This is a genomic window from Crocosphaera sp., from assembly GCF_030064895.1.
GTDB lineage: Bacteria > Cyanobacteriota > Cyanobacteriia > Cyanobacteriales > Microcystaceae > Crocosphaera.
On sequence record NZ_JASJEB010000022.1, the window covers coordinates 23,469 to 37,965 of the forward strand.

A 14,497-nucleotide genomic window follows, 5' to 3' on the forward strand; every position below is an offset into this window, starting at 1 on the left:
TGAGGAATTCTGCTGTGGGATAAGTAACAGTAGATGGTTCATTCATGAGTTATACTCCTAATAGAATTATTTTTCTGATGTCCCCTTGGTAGTTGCGAGGGGACTATTTTAATTTTATGCCTAAACTGCTAACTGCTAACTGTTAAATAACCCTTTCATTTCCCCCATCCAAAGGAACTTGTGCTGCCGTTGTTTTCTCAAATAAACGATCGCACATACTTGCAGCTAACTCGGCCACATCATGACTGCTAACTTCCACTTTTAAAACATTATTTGTTTTATATTCTTCCACCGTTAAACCGTATTTTTTTGCCCGAGTTTCTAACACCTCATCAGTCCAAATAGCTGTATCAAATACCCCGTTAGGATGAATAGAATTAATACGAATTTTATCTTTACCCCATTCCAAAGCAGCTACACGGGTTAACTGGTTTAAAGCAGCCTTAGACGCAGAATAAGCCGCCACCCCTGGCCCTGGTGCCGGCACATTTTTGGAGCCGATAACCACCATTCTACCCCCGTTAGGAGCCATTTTTAAAAAGGGGTGAACCTCTCGCATTAATACCAGATTAGCATCCAAATTAATGCTCATAATACGTCGCCATTGTTCCGTAGACAGGGTGGAAATGGTGCTACTAGCAGGGAAAATACCCGCATTGAGGATCACCATATCAATTCCTCCAAAGCGTCTTACAGCCGTTTCTAGGGCTTGCTGAATGGCTGTTTCATCGGTGAGATCACAGGCAAGGCCACAGAAGTTGGGATCCTTATATAAATCTGCGATCGCCTCGTTAATATCTAACCCCACCACAGCGGCCCCTCGTTTCAGCAGAGACTCCACGCAAGCTTTACCAATACCGGACGCTGCCCCGGTTACTAGGGCAACTTCCCCCGTCAATGGCGGTTTTTGCCCTCCTTTGGCTAGTTTTGCTTGTTCCAGTTCCCAGTATTCCACATCAAAGATATCTTGAGGAGGTAAAGCTTGATAACCTCCCAATAGCGTCCCCCGTTGGATAATATCGATGGTATGGTCATAAATATCAGCCACGATGGCCGCAGCTTTGGCATTTTTGCCGATCGCAACCATTCCTAACTCTGGATCGATAATCACCCTTGGTGCAGGATCAACCATCGTTTTCTTGTCTTTAGCCTGGTTTAAATGGGTTTTAAAGTAGCTTTCATACTGCTTTACATACCCCTCTACATCCTTACCTACTAAGGGGGTGCGTTTGGTGCGAATGACGTGATCTGGTGTAGCAGGTCCTTGTTGAGAAATAGTAGCAATATCTTCTCGTTGGGCAAAACTCAGGGTTTTCCCTGTTTGTTGTAGGGAGAGAATAACTGGAAAACCAGCAGCAACGGACACTTGATGACGTAGTTGTGCTAAAGTCTGACCTAGAGATGTTTTGGGGTTATTTACGGCTTTTTGGGGGATATTCCAAGCTTGATGATGGTTTAGATAGTCTTCTGCTTCGCTAACTAACTCAATCATCCGTTCATAAGATTCTTTGGCCGTGTCTGCAAAGGAAAAAATACCATGATTCATCAACACCATACCAACAGTATTATGGCCTTTTTGCTTCTCAAATTCTTCGGCACAGAGACGAGCGAGGTCAAAACCTGGCATAATATAGGGGATAATTACTAAGCGATCGCCGTATATTTCTTCGATGCGCTTTCTTCCTTCTGCTGTGTTGGTAATTGTAACTACCGCATCAGCATGGGTATGGTCCACATATTTGTAGGGTAAGATAGCATGGAGGATGGTTTCAACGGAGGGTGAAGGAGCATTAGCGCGAATCATCTGGGTTTTCAACTCATTGACCATCTGAGAGTCTGATAAGCTGTTAAGTTTCGCTAATTTTAACAAATGAGGCATTCTTACCCCAGAAAAACCGCCTTCCTCGATGGTAGCTAAGTCCCAACCACTGCCTTTAACATAAAGTATATCTTCCCTTTCTCCAACAATATTATCTTGTTGTATTTTTACCGATGTATTGCCACCACCGTGCAACACTAAAGAGGGGTTTTGTCCTAATAATCTAGAAGTGTAAACTCTCAGGGCTAAATCTGTTTTATATTTAGCTGCGTCTTGGTCATTCCACAAACTTTTCATCGGCAGATCGGTTGAGCATTAAATATCTATCTTCCTTTACTCTATAACAATTCGAGACGAAAAAACACCCAAGATAATCAAATTAGTTTATCTTGAGTTATTAAGGAGTATTTGAAAATTCAGAAATTAGTTAAAACTTAGTTACTGCAATTAATTCTTTGCGGAATCTACGATTAAAGAATTATGCTCATTCATAGCGTCTTCCCACTCTAACATGGGGTCAACTTTTAAATCGGTTTCTTGTTCTAATAATTGACTAACAAAGTTTTCATAATCTTCTAAAGTGTTGAACATAGATGGGGGTTCAATTTTATACATTTTAACCTCTTATTTGGTTAGATTAGAACTCGTTCTTAAGCGAGTATTTTTAATCATGTAGTTAGGGCATTATTGAGAATCCTAACTGACATTTTTTCATTAAAAATGCAAGATGAACATTATTATAACAAGCTGAGTATAATGTTTAATCACTGTCTAAAATACAGTGCTATATTTTCACATCTAAAATAAAATTTTTATGGGTAACAAACAACATATTGACCTTAATTCTAAGCTTAATTGGTCAAGATGTAAACTCGAAAATATACGTATTTTATTCAGTATATTTATCCAAGAAAAAATACTGATTACATTGAAAAAATATCTGAAAAGAAGAAAATTTACCACTTAATTAGGGGAAAAATGCTATAATAAAGGATGGAAAATAAACCAATCCTATTTCAACCATACTTAGACTATGCCGAAATCATGGAAAAAGCTGTTAACAATTAGCGCAATTTTAGTAGCTGATGCTATGCTACTATCAACTAGCATTACCCTAGCTCAATACCAATCTCGTTCTCGCTCTTATTGTGAAAGTTACGCCAGAGATTATGCAGATCGCTATGCTAGAGGTGGTTTCTTTCGAGGAGGAGCAAGAGGGGCAGCCAGTGGCGCAGCTATAGGGGCTATTATAGATGGGGGAAGAGGTGCCGGGACAGGGGCAGCCATAGGTTCCGTTGTTGGCATCATCGGCGGTAGTTCCCGTCGTGCTTCTGACTATGATAACTTATTTCAACAAGCCTTTGATGATTGTCTGCGGGGCGCACCCTTAAGATAACCATTAATTTCAACAATCAATAAATAATGAGGAGTGATCATGAAATCAATTAACAAACTATTAGCTATTGTCCTATTATCAACTATCATTAGTCCAGTATCTACTTTGTCGAGTTTTGCTCAGGATGAAGCAGAAGATACTAAAGTAGAATTAAATAAAATTAGTTGTCGAGAATTGTTAAAAATGCCAGGAAAAGATCGGGAATTAACTTTAGTCTTTTTTCATGGTTTAATGGCAGCAAAAAATAATCAAATGGTTATTGATAGAGTTGCTTTAAGAGAAGCAACTAATAAAATTACTGATTATTGCATAGATAACCCCAACTCCATGTTAATGACAGCTTTTGATCGATATCTTTAAAACTGCTTAATTTTCAAAGTTTAATGTATTCTTATACTTCAGTATTAGAATACTTTTTTTGTTAACATATAATTAATAATTAATTTAGTTATATTCAAAGTCAAAACCTTGATTTGAAAATAGGTGTGAGCAATGCCCACTCTACAAAACTTATCCATTGTTAATTATTAATTGTTAATTGTCTATAAATAAAACTATGATTAGTCAATCTCAACCCCAAAAAGAACCAACTTTGTTAACCATTATTCGTTTATTAAGATGGGATAAACCGGCAGGAAGGTTAATCTTAATGATCCCTGCATTATGGGCTATTTTTTTAGCAGCAAGGGGACTTCCTCCTTTGCCTTTGATTGGGGTTATAATATTAGGAACCTTAGCTACAAGTGCAGCCGGATGTGTTATTAATGATCTCTGGGATAGAGATATTGATCCTCAAGTAGAAAGGACAAAAAAACGGCCTTTAGCTGAGCGATCTCTTTCTATAAAAGTGGGTGTTATTATCGCTTTTATTTCTCTTGTTTGTGCTGCTATTTTAGCCTTTTATCTCAATACATTAAGCTTTGGTTTATGTGTTGCTGCTGTACCTTTTATTGTCTGTTATCCTCTAGCTAAAAGAGTATTTCCTGTTCCTCAATTAGTGTTATCTTTAGCTTGGGGTTTTGCAGTTTTAATTAGTTGGACTGCTGTAACAGGAAAACTAGAAAATTATACCTGGGTATTGTGGGGAATAACGGTATTTTGGACATTAGGTTTTGATACAGTTTATGCCATGGCTGATCGAGAAGATGATCAAAAAATTGGGGTTAATTCTAGTGCTTTATTCTTCGGAAAATATGCAGGGGAAGCAGTAGGAATTTTCTTTGCCATTACCGCAGGTTTATGGGCTTATTTAGGGATTATTATGGACCTAAATATAGGATTTTGGTTAACCTGGAGCATCGCTTTATTGGGTTGGATGATACAATATATTAATCTAAGTTCCCCTGAGATTCCTCAAGAAACCTATGGGAAAATATTTCGTCAAAATGTTATCTTAGGATTTGTTTTATTAGCCGGAATTATGGTTAATATTCTCTTTTAAAGATGTTTATATTGTAGGGGTCAACAGCCGTTGACCCCTACTTTCAAAAATTAAGCAAAACGACGACGTAATAAGGGTTGAATCGTTAATAAAATTAAGGCATCAAACCCTACTAATAGTAACAAAACCCCAAGAAAATTAATCTCCAACCAAGGAGTTTCTAGGACAATACTACCTAAAGACCATTCCCCATTGAGGTAGATATAGCGGATAGGTTCTATAGCATAGGTCAAAGGGTTTAAACTCGCGACAACTTGCAACCATCCTGCCATAAAAGATAGCGGGGCCAAGGCCGTACTAGCAAACAGTAAAGGTAAATTGGTGACAAAAATGACCGCAATCAGTTCGATATGGCCCGGCAAGGCAAAAGCTAACCCTAAACTTAAGCCGGTTACTCCAGCAACGATTAAAAAGACAATTAAAGCGATCGCTGCTAAACCTGCTAAACTGGGTAAACCACCTCCTAACATAGCACTCGCCCCGACTATAACGGCGGTTTGAATGATACTCAGGCTGATAATATAGAGAGTAGAAGCGGCCACGATGGAATAACGAGAAGCTAAGGGGGCAACCAGTAAACGGTTGAGAAAACCAAACTCTCGGTCAAACATCACAGGAAGTCCGGCATTTAATGCCCCGGAAAATGCGGTAAAAACGATAATACCAGGGGAGAGAAACTTAGCATAATTGAGATCATCCCCAAATAAGCCTTGAGGGGCGTTATAAAATAAGGCCCCAAACAAAATTAACCACATAAACGGCTGAATAATACCAGCTATCAAGGTTGAAGGACGGCGTTGTAGTTGGATAAACAGACGTTTTGTCATGGCTAGGGTTTCTTGAGAAAAGTCTGAGAACCAGTTTCCCTCTGGTCTAATATCAGTGATAACATTAGGGGCTAAACTGTTCTGTGTTGGTGATGGTGTAATGGTTTGACTCATATTCTGTATCTATTATTTTTCTCACTCTATTTGATCTTATCTGCTTTTTCAGAATTTGCACTATGTTATGTTGGTTTGATAATAACGCTAGAATGTAAATTGTTGTCTTATATTTTAGCTACATGATTAAGCGTTATCAAAGTCAGTTAATCTTAATTGTAATTACTATTATAACTGGAGTTATTGCCCTGGTCTCTTCTGCTTTATCTGTTCCAGAACCTTGTGTTTATAATCCAGAAGTTTATCAAGGGGTTAACTTATCCAACTTAAGCAATGAGTTAGAAAATACAGGATTATTAGGGGAAATTCATGGTACAGTTCCTGAAGAAAATATCTTTGTTTTAGCGGTTCGTGATCCTGATAATTTTTTTAATTTTCAACACTTTTCTGTTATTCCTGGTAATCAGCAAACTCAAGAAACTTTAAAGAAAGTAGGCAGACATGATCAAGTTTGTTTACAAGGTAAATTAATCAAAAATCCTAGTCCACAACCTCATATTGTCGTTAAATCTGCTGTAGTTAAGGAATCTTGGCAAGGGTTAGAAGGATATGAAAATTATGAATATAAAGCGGATCTACCAGCAGAATTAAAATATAAAAATAACGCAATCTTCAAAGTTCATTTTGTTAATGAAGAGGGTAAAATATTAGTTGTAGAATATAAGGATAAAGTGTTACCTATTTTTGTTAAAAATACAGAATTAACTAAGGATTTATATCGAGGAGATTTGATTGATATTAGTTATAAAATACAAACTTGGCCAGGAAAACCTACTCATTTAAACCTCAATTTAAACCCTGAAACTCCTATTAAAATTGTGGATAGATTAGTTGCAAAACATAATACAGAAACAACATTAACAGGAAAATTAGTTAAGTTTCCCCAAAGTCCTCAAATTCTATTTGATGTATATGCTATAGAAATAGTCACTGAAGAATTACCTCGTTATTATACTTTAGTTAACTTTGAAGATAGCAAAGAATTTGAAAAAATTCGAGAAAAGTTAGCTAATATTTGGAATGATAATTTAGATACTGTTACATCAGGTCGTAACTTTTTAATTAATCCTAATATAATGATCGAAGCACAAGGGAAAGTTAATGTTATTTCTCCACAACAAGCTAATCCTCAAATTCTTCTAGAAAATGTTGATAAAATTCAACTGGTACTTTAACTTATAGTCGTTTCAAATAAGTTTGAGACATAGTAGTGTGAGCATCCTGCTCACTATCTTTATAATAAACTAGGGCGTGTCTGCAAAGTTCAAAAATCTTAATATATTTGAGTTTGACTGACTAAAACATATTCTGCAAAACTATTAATGGTTCGATAAGCAGCAAATTTTCCTTCCTTATCATAATTCTCAGTTGACGGGGATAAAACTTCGATAATTAAACCAGGGTTAACAATGGTATCTTTTCGGTTTTCATAATAAATTGGTTCTCCTTGTATTACCATAATATCAGGATAGGTGAAAATTCTTTTTTCTGGTATCCAAAGTCGAACATTTTCTACATAAACACGATAATCAAGTTTTTTGAAGGCAAAATGTAATTCATCGTAGATGTTACCTACAATTTGATTATGATTAATTGTTCCACCTGTCATGGGTCTAGTTTTTCCGTTAATGTACTCACTTTTAAAGTCTGCTTTTTCTTCCTGTTTTAGATAGTCTTCAATGGAATGATTTTTAATAACAGTTGCTTGCATAACACATTAAACGTTTACTCTAAATATCTTTATATCTTATTTTATGAGACTTTTTAATTAAAGACAATCTAAGAAACTCGTCTAAGTTCAAACTAATTATTCTAAGTTGATACAAAACCAGGTTTAGAGCAATTCTAAACCCGGTAAAAAATAAGTAATTAGTTAGGCTGAAATATCTCAAAACACAGCTTTAATCTGATAATAATCTAAGAGTAAATTAAAGTCCAAATGTTTCCCAGACTTTCCATACTCATCCAATATTACAGAGAAGCAGATGTTTCTGTTTGTTTTAATGTAGCCTCGTAGATAATAGTTTCCTGGTCATCTTCTAATTTAATTTCAGGGTCTTTACCAGGAGTCGTAATGAGACGGGCCCCTTTACTTTCGGTAAAGTAACTCCAGGCCCACTGAATCATAACAATCAATTTATTGTCAAATTCAAGTAGGTAGAAAACATGGATAAATAACCAGACAAACCAAGCCAAGAAACCGGATAATTTTAACCATCCCATATCTACTACAGCCTCGTGTTTCCCAATAACCGCTAAATTACCCCAGTCTGTGTATTTAAAGGGTTTTAAAGGACGGTTTTGGAGACCATTGCGAATAAAACGGGCTACATATTCACCTTCTTGCATGGCAACAGGGGCAGTACCTGGTAAAGTACCTCCTTCTCCATCAGGATAATGGGCTAAGTCCCCGATAACAAAGATATTTGGGTATTTAGCTAAATGAAAATCAGGTTCTACCATAACTCGTCCAGCTTTATCTAGTTGCGCTTCCGCGCGTTCGGCCAACAGGTTAGCAATGGGAGACGCTTTCATACCAGCAGTCCAAAGGATGGTACGGGCGCGAATTTGTTCTAACTTATCACCATCACCATAGGTAATCAATTGACCTCTGATATCAGCAACTCTCACCCCTGTTTTCACGGTTACACCCAATTTTTCTAAGGATTTTCGGGCTTTTAGGGAAAGATTGGGAGGATAGACGGGTAAAATGTGTTCACGGCTTTGTAAAAGGATAATTTCCGCTTCTGAGGTATCAATATTCCGAAAATCCTCTTTTAAGGTTCCGTGGGCCAGTTCTGCTAAGGCCCCAGCTAACTCAACACCGGCTGGTCCTCCTCCCACTAAAACAAAGGTTAACCAGTCTTTTCTTCGGGCAGGGTTGGGTTCTTTTTCGGCAGATTCAAAGGCAATAAAGACCCTTTGACGTATTTCGATGGCGTTTTCGATAGTTTTTAGTCCAGGGGCGTTTTTTTCCCAGTCATTGCCAAAATATTGATGTGTGACTCCTGTAGCGAGAATGAGGGAGTCATATTCGATGTCTCGGTAACGAAGTTTAACGGTTTGTCGTTCTGGGTTAATTTCCTGAACTTCTGACATTAAAACTTCTGTATTCTTATTTTTACTCAATAAAGCTCGTAATGGGGAAGAAATATCTGCCGGGGATAAACCGCCGGTAGCGACTTGATAGAGTAAGGGTTGAAAAACGTGAAAGTTTCTTTTATCAATTAAAGTAACTTTAACAGGGGCTTTGGCTAGTTTTTGTGCTGCATATAAACCACCAAAACCACCGCCCACAATGACGACGTGATGAAGATTTGAGGAATCAGATTGAGCAACCATCTATTTTTTTTCTCATCACTTTAACTGCTGTGATTTTTGAGGCTTTCACAACAGAAAAAATACGAGTCTCCGACTAGATTTACAAGTTTAAAACACTAAGCGATAAACTCACTTTTTAGTCTATGATGAGTGTGAAACTTTAGTTTGTTATCTTGGCTACAAAATCTTTTCTTTTATTGTCTAAATTCGGTAATGATATAAAAAAATACCAACTTTTTGTTATTCTAGAAAGCAGTAGATTTGATTGATTCTGCTTTGGTAATAAACTCGATTAGATCGCAATTTCAATAAATACTATGGCTTTTACCAATATTTTTTCTAATCTCTTCTAACTAAAATTAAACAAGTAAATCAAGCAACAAAAAATATATAAACCTGATATAAGTCTCATATTTATTATTTTCAAAATTATTAAAAATCAATTAAGAGGTGGGAAAAGATGCAGATATAGTTAACAAATGTAGATATTAATTATTTAGGATACTTTCTAAAAAGATTATCCCATGATTTATGACAGTTTGTCAAAGATTAAGTATTGATTAGAGTTCACCAATTTATGACAGTTTGTCAAAGATTAAGTATTGATTAGAGTTCACCAATGTACTTATTTGTAGTTAATAGGTGATTACCAAAGAAAAAAGGAATTTTTAGCCCAAAAATCTAGATTTTGCAGATTCAAGGATGAGCATAAACTTTATTGTTAGAGGGCTGTTCTAACACAGAAAAATACAGTCAATGTATTACTCAAAAATACTCACAGCAAAATACGATTATGTTTAATTATTTGCCCCCATTAAACGATCATAATTTACCTTATCCCGATACCCTACATCCCATTGTGGTTCATTTCGTGATTGCAATGGTCTTATTTGCCTTTTTCTGCGATGTTATCGGTTATTTCACCCGTAACCCTCGGTTATATGAAGTCAGTTGGTGGAATATGTTGATCGCAACTGCTTCTATTTTTGTAGCCATTATTTTTGGTCAATATGAGGCCGGTTTGGCCCAACCTTATGAAGCAGTGGAACCGGTTTTAAACCTCCATACTCTCATTGGTTGGTCATTGTCAGGCATTATTGCAGGGATAACAGGATGGCGTTACGTCCTGCGTTCAAAAGACCCCGAAAAGCTACCTATTCCCTATTTAGGGTTAGGTTTAGTCTTGGTAGGTGTTGTGGGAATGCAAGTATATCTGGGTGACGAGTTGGTATGGGTTTATGGACTGCATACCGTTCCCGTTGTAGAAGCGATTAAGGAGGGAATCTTACAATAATGGACTATAACGCTATTGATATTTTAAGTGCTAATCTTGGCCCCAATGGACTGCCTTATAGCATTCCTATTCATCCTAATCTAGTTCATTTAACTTTGGGTTTGTTCATTATTGCCATTTTCTTTGATATTTTAGGGGCGATGTATGGTTTCAAAAAACCCTTACTGAAAATTTTAGCTATTCCTGCTATTCGCAGCAATTTTTTCGATGTCGGTTGGTATAACATCCTTGCTGCTTCCATTATCACCGTTTTTACCGTTGCTGCTGGTTTTTATGAAATGATGCTGGCCCACCCTATTCCTGAGGTTAAAAGTGCATGGGGAATGGATGCTATGTCAACCATGTTATGGCATGGTGTCGGTGGTGTTTTCCTGTTAGCCTTTATGGTGGGAATGACCATCTGGCGAGGGTTTCAAAGGTTTATTTGGCGAAAAGAAAGAACCATCCAAGTGCAATGGAGTTATCTCGGGGTGGGAATGTTGATGTTATTTTTGCTGTTTATTCATGGAACCCTCGGGGCCCAAATAGCAGCCGAGTTTGGAGTACATAATACCGCCGATCAACTGTTACAAGCTAACAAACAAACCGAGTTATTGCAGCCCTCAGTGGTCAGTTATCAGTAATCAGTGATCAGTTTTTTCAGTTATCAATTGTTGTTGGTAGTTACATTTATGATGAAACCTCGTAATATTGTCTTTATTATTGCTTATGCGATCGCTTTAACAGGTATCAGTGTTTGGATGGGAAACCTATCCTATTCTTGGTTTCCTCCCCAAGCGTCGGCCGAGTCCCTATTAATTGACAAATTATTTGCTTTTTTGGTGACAATAGGAACGTTTATCTTTCTGGGTATCACAGGAGTAATGTTCTATTCTGTGGTGTTTCAGAGGGCTGCAAAATATGATTTTAGCGACGGGCCCCATATTGAAGGAAATGTCACCTTAGAAGTGGTTTGGACTGCTATTCCTATCCTGTTGGTATTTTGGTTAGCTGGTTATAGTTACTACATCTACGATCAAATGTCTATCCGTGGCCCAATGGAAATGATGCACTTATCCATGGGACATGGTGATACCCCGGCGGTTGTCGAAGAAGTCCCCACAGAAGAAATAGAAGTTATTTCCAAACAATGGGCCTGGGTGTTTCGTTATCCTGAGAGTAATGTTACCAGTACCGAGTTACATCTTCCTGCTAACCATCGTATCAAGTTAGCTTTAACCTCAGAAGATGTTTTACACGGTTTATATATTCCTGCTTTTCGGGTAAAACAAGATATTGTCCCCAACAAAACCATTAACTTTGAGTTTACTCCTATTAAAGAAGGAACCTATCGTTTAAGGGACTCACAGTTTAGTGGAACCTATTTTGCCACCATGCAAACAAATGTGGTGGTAGAGTCCCCCGAAGCTTATTCTAGTTGGTTAGCTGAAGCCAAAAAACTGACACCTTCCCCTGCTTATAACCAGGCCGCGGCTGAATATTCCCAACAAAAGAAAAAAGGTTTTAAAACAGGATGGCCTACTGTTATTCCTGCAAAACCTCCCGTGGTTAACTATAGCAGTTCTTAATTGTTAATTGTTAATTGTTAATTATTCATTGTAAAAATGACAGATACTCAAGTCAAAACAACAACTATTATTACAGAAAGCTATCAAGACCTATCGGCCAGAGACTGGAAACGATATTTTAGCTTTAGTACAGATCATAAAGTCATTGGTATTCAATACTTAGTTACTGCCTTTATTTTCTTTCTCATCGGTGGTATCTTCGCTATGGTCATGAGGGGTGAACTTATTACCCCAGAAGCTGACTTAGTAGATAGAACCCTCTATAACGGAATGTTTACCATGCACGGCACAATTATGCTGTTTCTGTGGACATTTCCCTCATTGGTCGGACTCGCCAACTATTTAGTTCCTATTATGATCGGGGCCAAAGATATGGCCTTTCCTCGTTTAAATGCGGCGGCCTTTTGGATGGTTCCAGTGGTGGGTATCTTAATGATGGCCAGCTTTTTTGTCCCCAGTGGTTCGGCCCAGTCTGGTTGGTGGTCCTATCCTCCGGTTAGTTTACAAAACCCCACCGGACAACTGATAACAGGACAGTTTCTCTGGATCTTAGCGGTGGCTATTTCTGGGGTATCTTCTATTATGGGGGCAGTTAATTTTGTCACCACCGTGGTTAAAATGCGGGCCCCGGGAATGACCTTCTTTCGGATGCCTATTTTTGTTTGGACTGTTTTTAGCGCGCAAATAATTCAATTATTTGGTCTTCCTGCTTTAACCGCCGGCGCAGTCATGTTATTGTTTGATTTAACTGTGGGAACCAGCTTTTTTGACCCCTCCCAAGGAGGAAACCCGATCTTATTTCAACACTTTTTCTGGTTCTATTCCCACCCTGCGGTTTATGTAATTATTTTGCCTATCTTTGGCATTTTTTCGGAAATATTTCCAGTTTATTCCCGTAAACCTCTGTTTGGTTACAAAATAGTTGCTATCTCTTCTTTACTTATTGCAGCAGTTAGTGGTTTAGTTTGGGTACACCATATGTATGCGAGTGGAACCCCTGGATGGATGAGAATGGTATTTATGTTATCTACCATGTTTGTCTCTGTTCCTACTGGTATTAAAGTGTTTGCTTGGGTAGCAACTATCTGGGGAGGTAAGTTACGTCTTAATACTCCTATGTTATTCGCTATGGGTGCGTTGATCATGTTTATTTTTGCTGGAGTAACCGGCATTATGTTATCTGCTGTTCCGGTGGATATTCATGTCAACAACACCTATTTTGTGGTGGGACATTTCCATTATGTGTTGTACGGAACCGTAACTATGGGAATGTATGCTGCTATTTATCACTGGTTCCCCAAAATGACGGGAAGAATGTATTACGAAAGTTGGGGTCAAGTGCATTTTTGGTTAGCTTTTATTGGCACTAACTTAAACTTTTTACCCATGCACCCTTTAGGGTTACAAGGAATGTTACGCAGAGTAGCTTCTTATGACCCAGAATACACTTTCTGGAACGTTTTAGCTAGTTTAGGGGCATTTTTACTGGGTATGTCTACTTTACCTTTCATCTTCAATATTATGAGTTCTTGGATACAAGGACCCATCGCAACTAGCAACCCTTGGCGGGCCATTGGTTTAGAGTGGATCATTTCTTCTCCTCCTCCCATAGAAAACTTTGAGGACACTCCTATTGTTGTTTCTGAACCCTACAGTTATGGTAAGTCAGAACCTTTGGTAAGCAACCTGGAAGGGGTTTTAGGCCATCATGGTGACGGGGTGACGGGGTGACGGGGTGACGGGGTGACGGGGTGATGAGGTGACGGGGTGACGGGGGGACGGGGTGACGGGGGGACGGGGTGACGGGGTGACGGGGTGATGAGGTGACGGGGTGACGGGGTGACGGGGGGACGGGGTGACGGGGGGAAGATATATCAATCATTTCTTCCAGTTTCTCACTTTTCTATAGCCCTACGCATTAATGTTAGGATATTTTGTCTATTTGGAGTTGCCTGTTTTCTTATTACCTGTTCCCTAAAACAAAAGTCTATTTGTCCTAACCATCTTTTGTAATGCTATAGTCCCCCAATAAGTTGATACAGGTTCCTCAATTTTCACATTATTAACGTTCGGAAACAATAATCATGGATAGTTCACTTTCATCACAAAATTTACACCACGAACACGATGAACAAGGTAATAGTGTTTTCGGTTTTATCGTCTTTCTTGCTTCAGAAAGTATCATTTTTTTGAGCTTTTTTGTAGGATATATTGTCTATAAAACTACTACCATTGACTGGCTACCTACTGGTGTAAGTGGACTAGAAGTTAGAGAACCATTAATTAATACAGTGGTGTTAGTTGCTAGTAGTTTTGTTATTTATATTGCCGAAAAATTTTTGAAAAAAAACAAATTATGGGGCTTTAGAATATTTCTTTTCTTAACAATAGCTATGGGAATTTATTTCTTATTTGGACAAGCTATTGAATGGAATGGTCTGGAATTTGGTTTTACTTCTGGTGTCTTTGGAGGAATGTTTTATCTGTTAACAGGGTTTCATGGTTTGCACGTTTTAACAGGTGTTTTATTACAAGTTATTATGTTAGGACGTTCTTTCCTTCCTGGTAATTATAATAATGGTCATTTTGGTATAATGGCAACTTCATTATTTTGGCACTTTGTTGATGTTATTTGGATTATTTTATTTGTCCTACTTTATCTCTGGCAATAAGTTAATAATTTAAGACAAATTTCAGGTTTTACTTACAGTCTTTGT

General features: G+C 37.8%; 15 protein-coding genes. 9 read left to right on the top strand and 6 right to left on the bottom strand.

The window, feature by feature from the left end; translation table 11 throughout:
* Positions 1 to 142 precede the first annotated feature (142 nt).
* Together QNJ66_RS08230 and QNJ66_RS08235 are read right to left on the bottom strand one after the other, a co-directional pair.
* Positions 143 to 2,116 carry a bifunctional aldolase/short-chain dehydrogenase gene (locus QNJ66_RS08230; RefSeq protein WP_300505081.1) on the bottom strand — a complete coding sequence of 658 codons (1,974 nt, stop codon included), beginning with the start codon at positions 2,114 to 2,116 and terminating at the stop codon, positions 143 to 145.
* A gap of 150 nt (positions 2,117 to 2,266) precedes the next feature.
* Positions 2,267 to 2,434: a short-chain dehydrogenase gene (locus QNJ66_RS08235; protein ID WP_300505084.1), complete on the bottom strand. Its 168-nt coding sequence runs from the start codon at positions 2,432 to 2,434 to the stop codon at positions 2,267 to 2,269.
* Between the two features lie 418 nt (positions 2,435 to 2,852).
* Between QNJ66_RS08235 and QNJ66_RS08240 the strand changes: the two genes are divergently transcribed.
* The 3 genes from QNJ66_RS08240 to QNJ66_RS08250 all read left to right on the top strand — a co-directional run bounded on the left by QNJ66_RS08240 (position 2,853) and on the right by QNJ66_RS08250 (position 4,656).
* Positions 2,853 to 3,215: a hypothetical protein gene (locus tag QNJ66_RS08240; protein WP_300505086.1), complete on the top strand. Its 363-nt coding sequence runs from the start codon at positions 2,853 to 2,855 to the stop codon at positions 3,213 to 3,215.
* A gap of 39 nt (positions 3,216 to 3,254) precedes the next feature.
* A complete protein-coding gene (locus QNJ66_RS08245) occupies positions 3,255 to 3,575 on the top strand; it encodes an HdeA/HdeB family chaperone (protein ID WP_300505088.1) in 321 nt (106 codons plus the stop codon).
* A gap of 196 nt (positions 3,576 to 3,771) precedes the next feature.
* Positions 3,772 to 4,656, top strand: a complete 885-nt coding sequence (locus tag QNJ66_RS08250) for a 4-hydroxybenzoate solanesyltransferase (RefSeq protein ID WP_300505090.1) — start codon at positions 3,772 to 3,774, stop codon at positions 4,654 to 4,656.
* Positions 4,657 to 4,706: 50 nt separating this feature from the next.
* Here the strand turns inward: QNJ66_RS08250 and QNJ66_RS08255 are convergent, their stop codons facing one another.
* Entirely contained in the window at positions 4,707 to 5,597 is an 891-nt protein-coding gene (locus QNJ66_RS08255) for an ABC transporter permease (RefSeq protein WP_300505093.1), read from the bottom strand.
* 122 nt (positions 5,598 to 5,719) lie between these two features.
* Between QNJ66_RS08255 and QNJ66_RS08260 the strand changes: the two genes are divergently transcribed.
* The gene (locus tag QNJ66_RS08260; RefSeq protein ID WP_300505095.1) at positions 5,720 to 6,772 is read left to right on the top strand and encodes a hypothetical protein; all 1,053 of its coding nucleotides are present in this window, start codon (positions 5,720 to 5,722) and stop codon (positions 6,770 to 6,772) included.
* Positions 6,773 to 6,870: 98 nt separating this feature from the next.
* On the opposite strand, the gene QNJ66_RS08265 is transcribed toward QNJ66_RS08260, so the two are convergent.
* Together QNJ66_RS08265 and QNJ66_RS08270 are read right to left on the bottom strand one after the other, a co-directional pair.
* Entirely contained in the window at positions 6,871 to 7,308 is a 438-nt protein-coding gene (locus QNJ66_RS08265) for a Uma2 family endonuclease (RefSeq protein WP_300505097.1), read from the bottom strand.
* A 260-nt stretch (positions 7,309 to 7,568) separates the two neighbouring features.
* Complete coding sequence (locus tag QNJ66_RS08270; RefSeq protein WP_300505099.1) at positions 7,569 to 8,939, bottom strand: NAD(P)/FAD-dependent oxidoreductase; 1,371 nt, start codon at positions 8,937 to 8,939, stop codon at positions 7,569 to 7,571.
* 772 nt (positions 8,940 to 9,711) lie between these two features.
* Between QNJ66_RS08270 and QNJ66_RS08275 the strand changes: the two genes are divergently transcribed.
* The 4 genes from QNJ66_RS08275 to QNJ66_RS08290 are packed head-to-tail and all read left to right on the top strand — an operon-like array spanning position 9,712 to position 13,511.
* Positions 9,712 to 10,212 carry a DUF2231 domain-containing protein gene (locus QNJ66_RS08275; RefSeq protein ID WP_300505101.1) on the top strand — a complete coding sequence of 167 codons (501 nt, stop codon included), beginning with the start codon at positions 9,712 to 9,714 and terminating at the stop codon, positions 10,210 to 10,212.
* Entirely contained in the window at positions 10,212 to 10,835 is a 624-nt protein-coding gene (locus tag QNJ66_RS08280) for a DUF2231 domain-containing protein (RefSeq protein WP_300505103.1), read from the top strand. The genes QNJ66_RS08275 and QNJ66_RS08280 overlap by 1 nt, the downstream gene beginning before the upstream one ends.
* Before the next feature lie 51 nt (positions 10,836 to 10,886).
* A complete protein-coding gene (locus tag QNJ66_RS08285) occupies positions 10,887 to 11,780 on the top strand; it encodes a cytochrome c oxidase subunit II (RefSeq protein ID WP_300505156.1) in 894 nt (297 codons plus the stop codon).
* Between the two features lie 36 nt (positions 11,781 to 11,816).
* On the top strand, positions 11,817 to 13,511 hold the full coding sequence (locus QNJ66_RS08290; RefSeq protein WP_300505104.1) for a cbb3-type cytochrome c oxidase subunit I: 1,695 nt from the start codon (positions 11,817 to 11,819) through the stop codon (positions 13,509 to 13,511).
* Here QNJ66_RS08290 and QNJ66_RS08295 read toward each other — a convergent pair.
* Entirely contained in the window at positions 13,479 to 13,658 is a 180-nt protein-coding gene (locus QNJ66_RS08295) for a hypothetical protein (protein ID WP_300505106.1), read from the bottom strand. The genes QNJ66_RS08290 and QNJ66_RS08295 overlap by 33 nt on opposite strands.
* A 206-nt stretch (positions 13,659 to 13,864) precedes the next feature.
* On the opposite strand from QNJ66_RS08295, the gene QNJ66_RS08300 reads away from it, so the two are divergent.
* A complete protein-coding gene (locus tag QNJ66_RS08300; RefSeq protein ID WP_300505108.1) occupies positions 13,865 to 14,452 on the top strand; it encodes a heme-copper oxidase subunit III in 588 nt (195 codons plus the stop codon).
* Positions 14,453 to 14,497 lie beyond the last annotated feature (45 nt).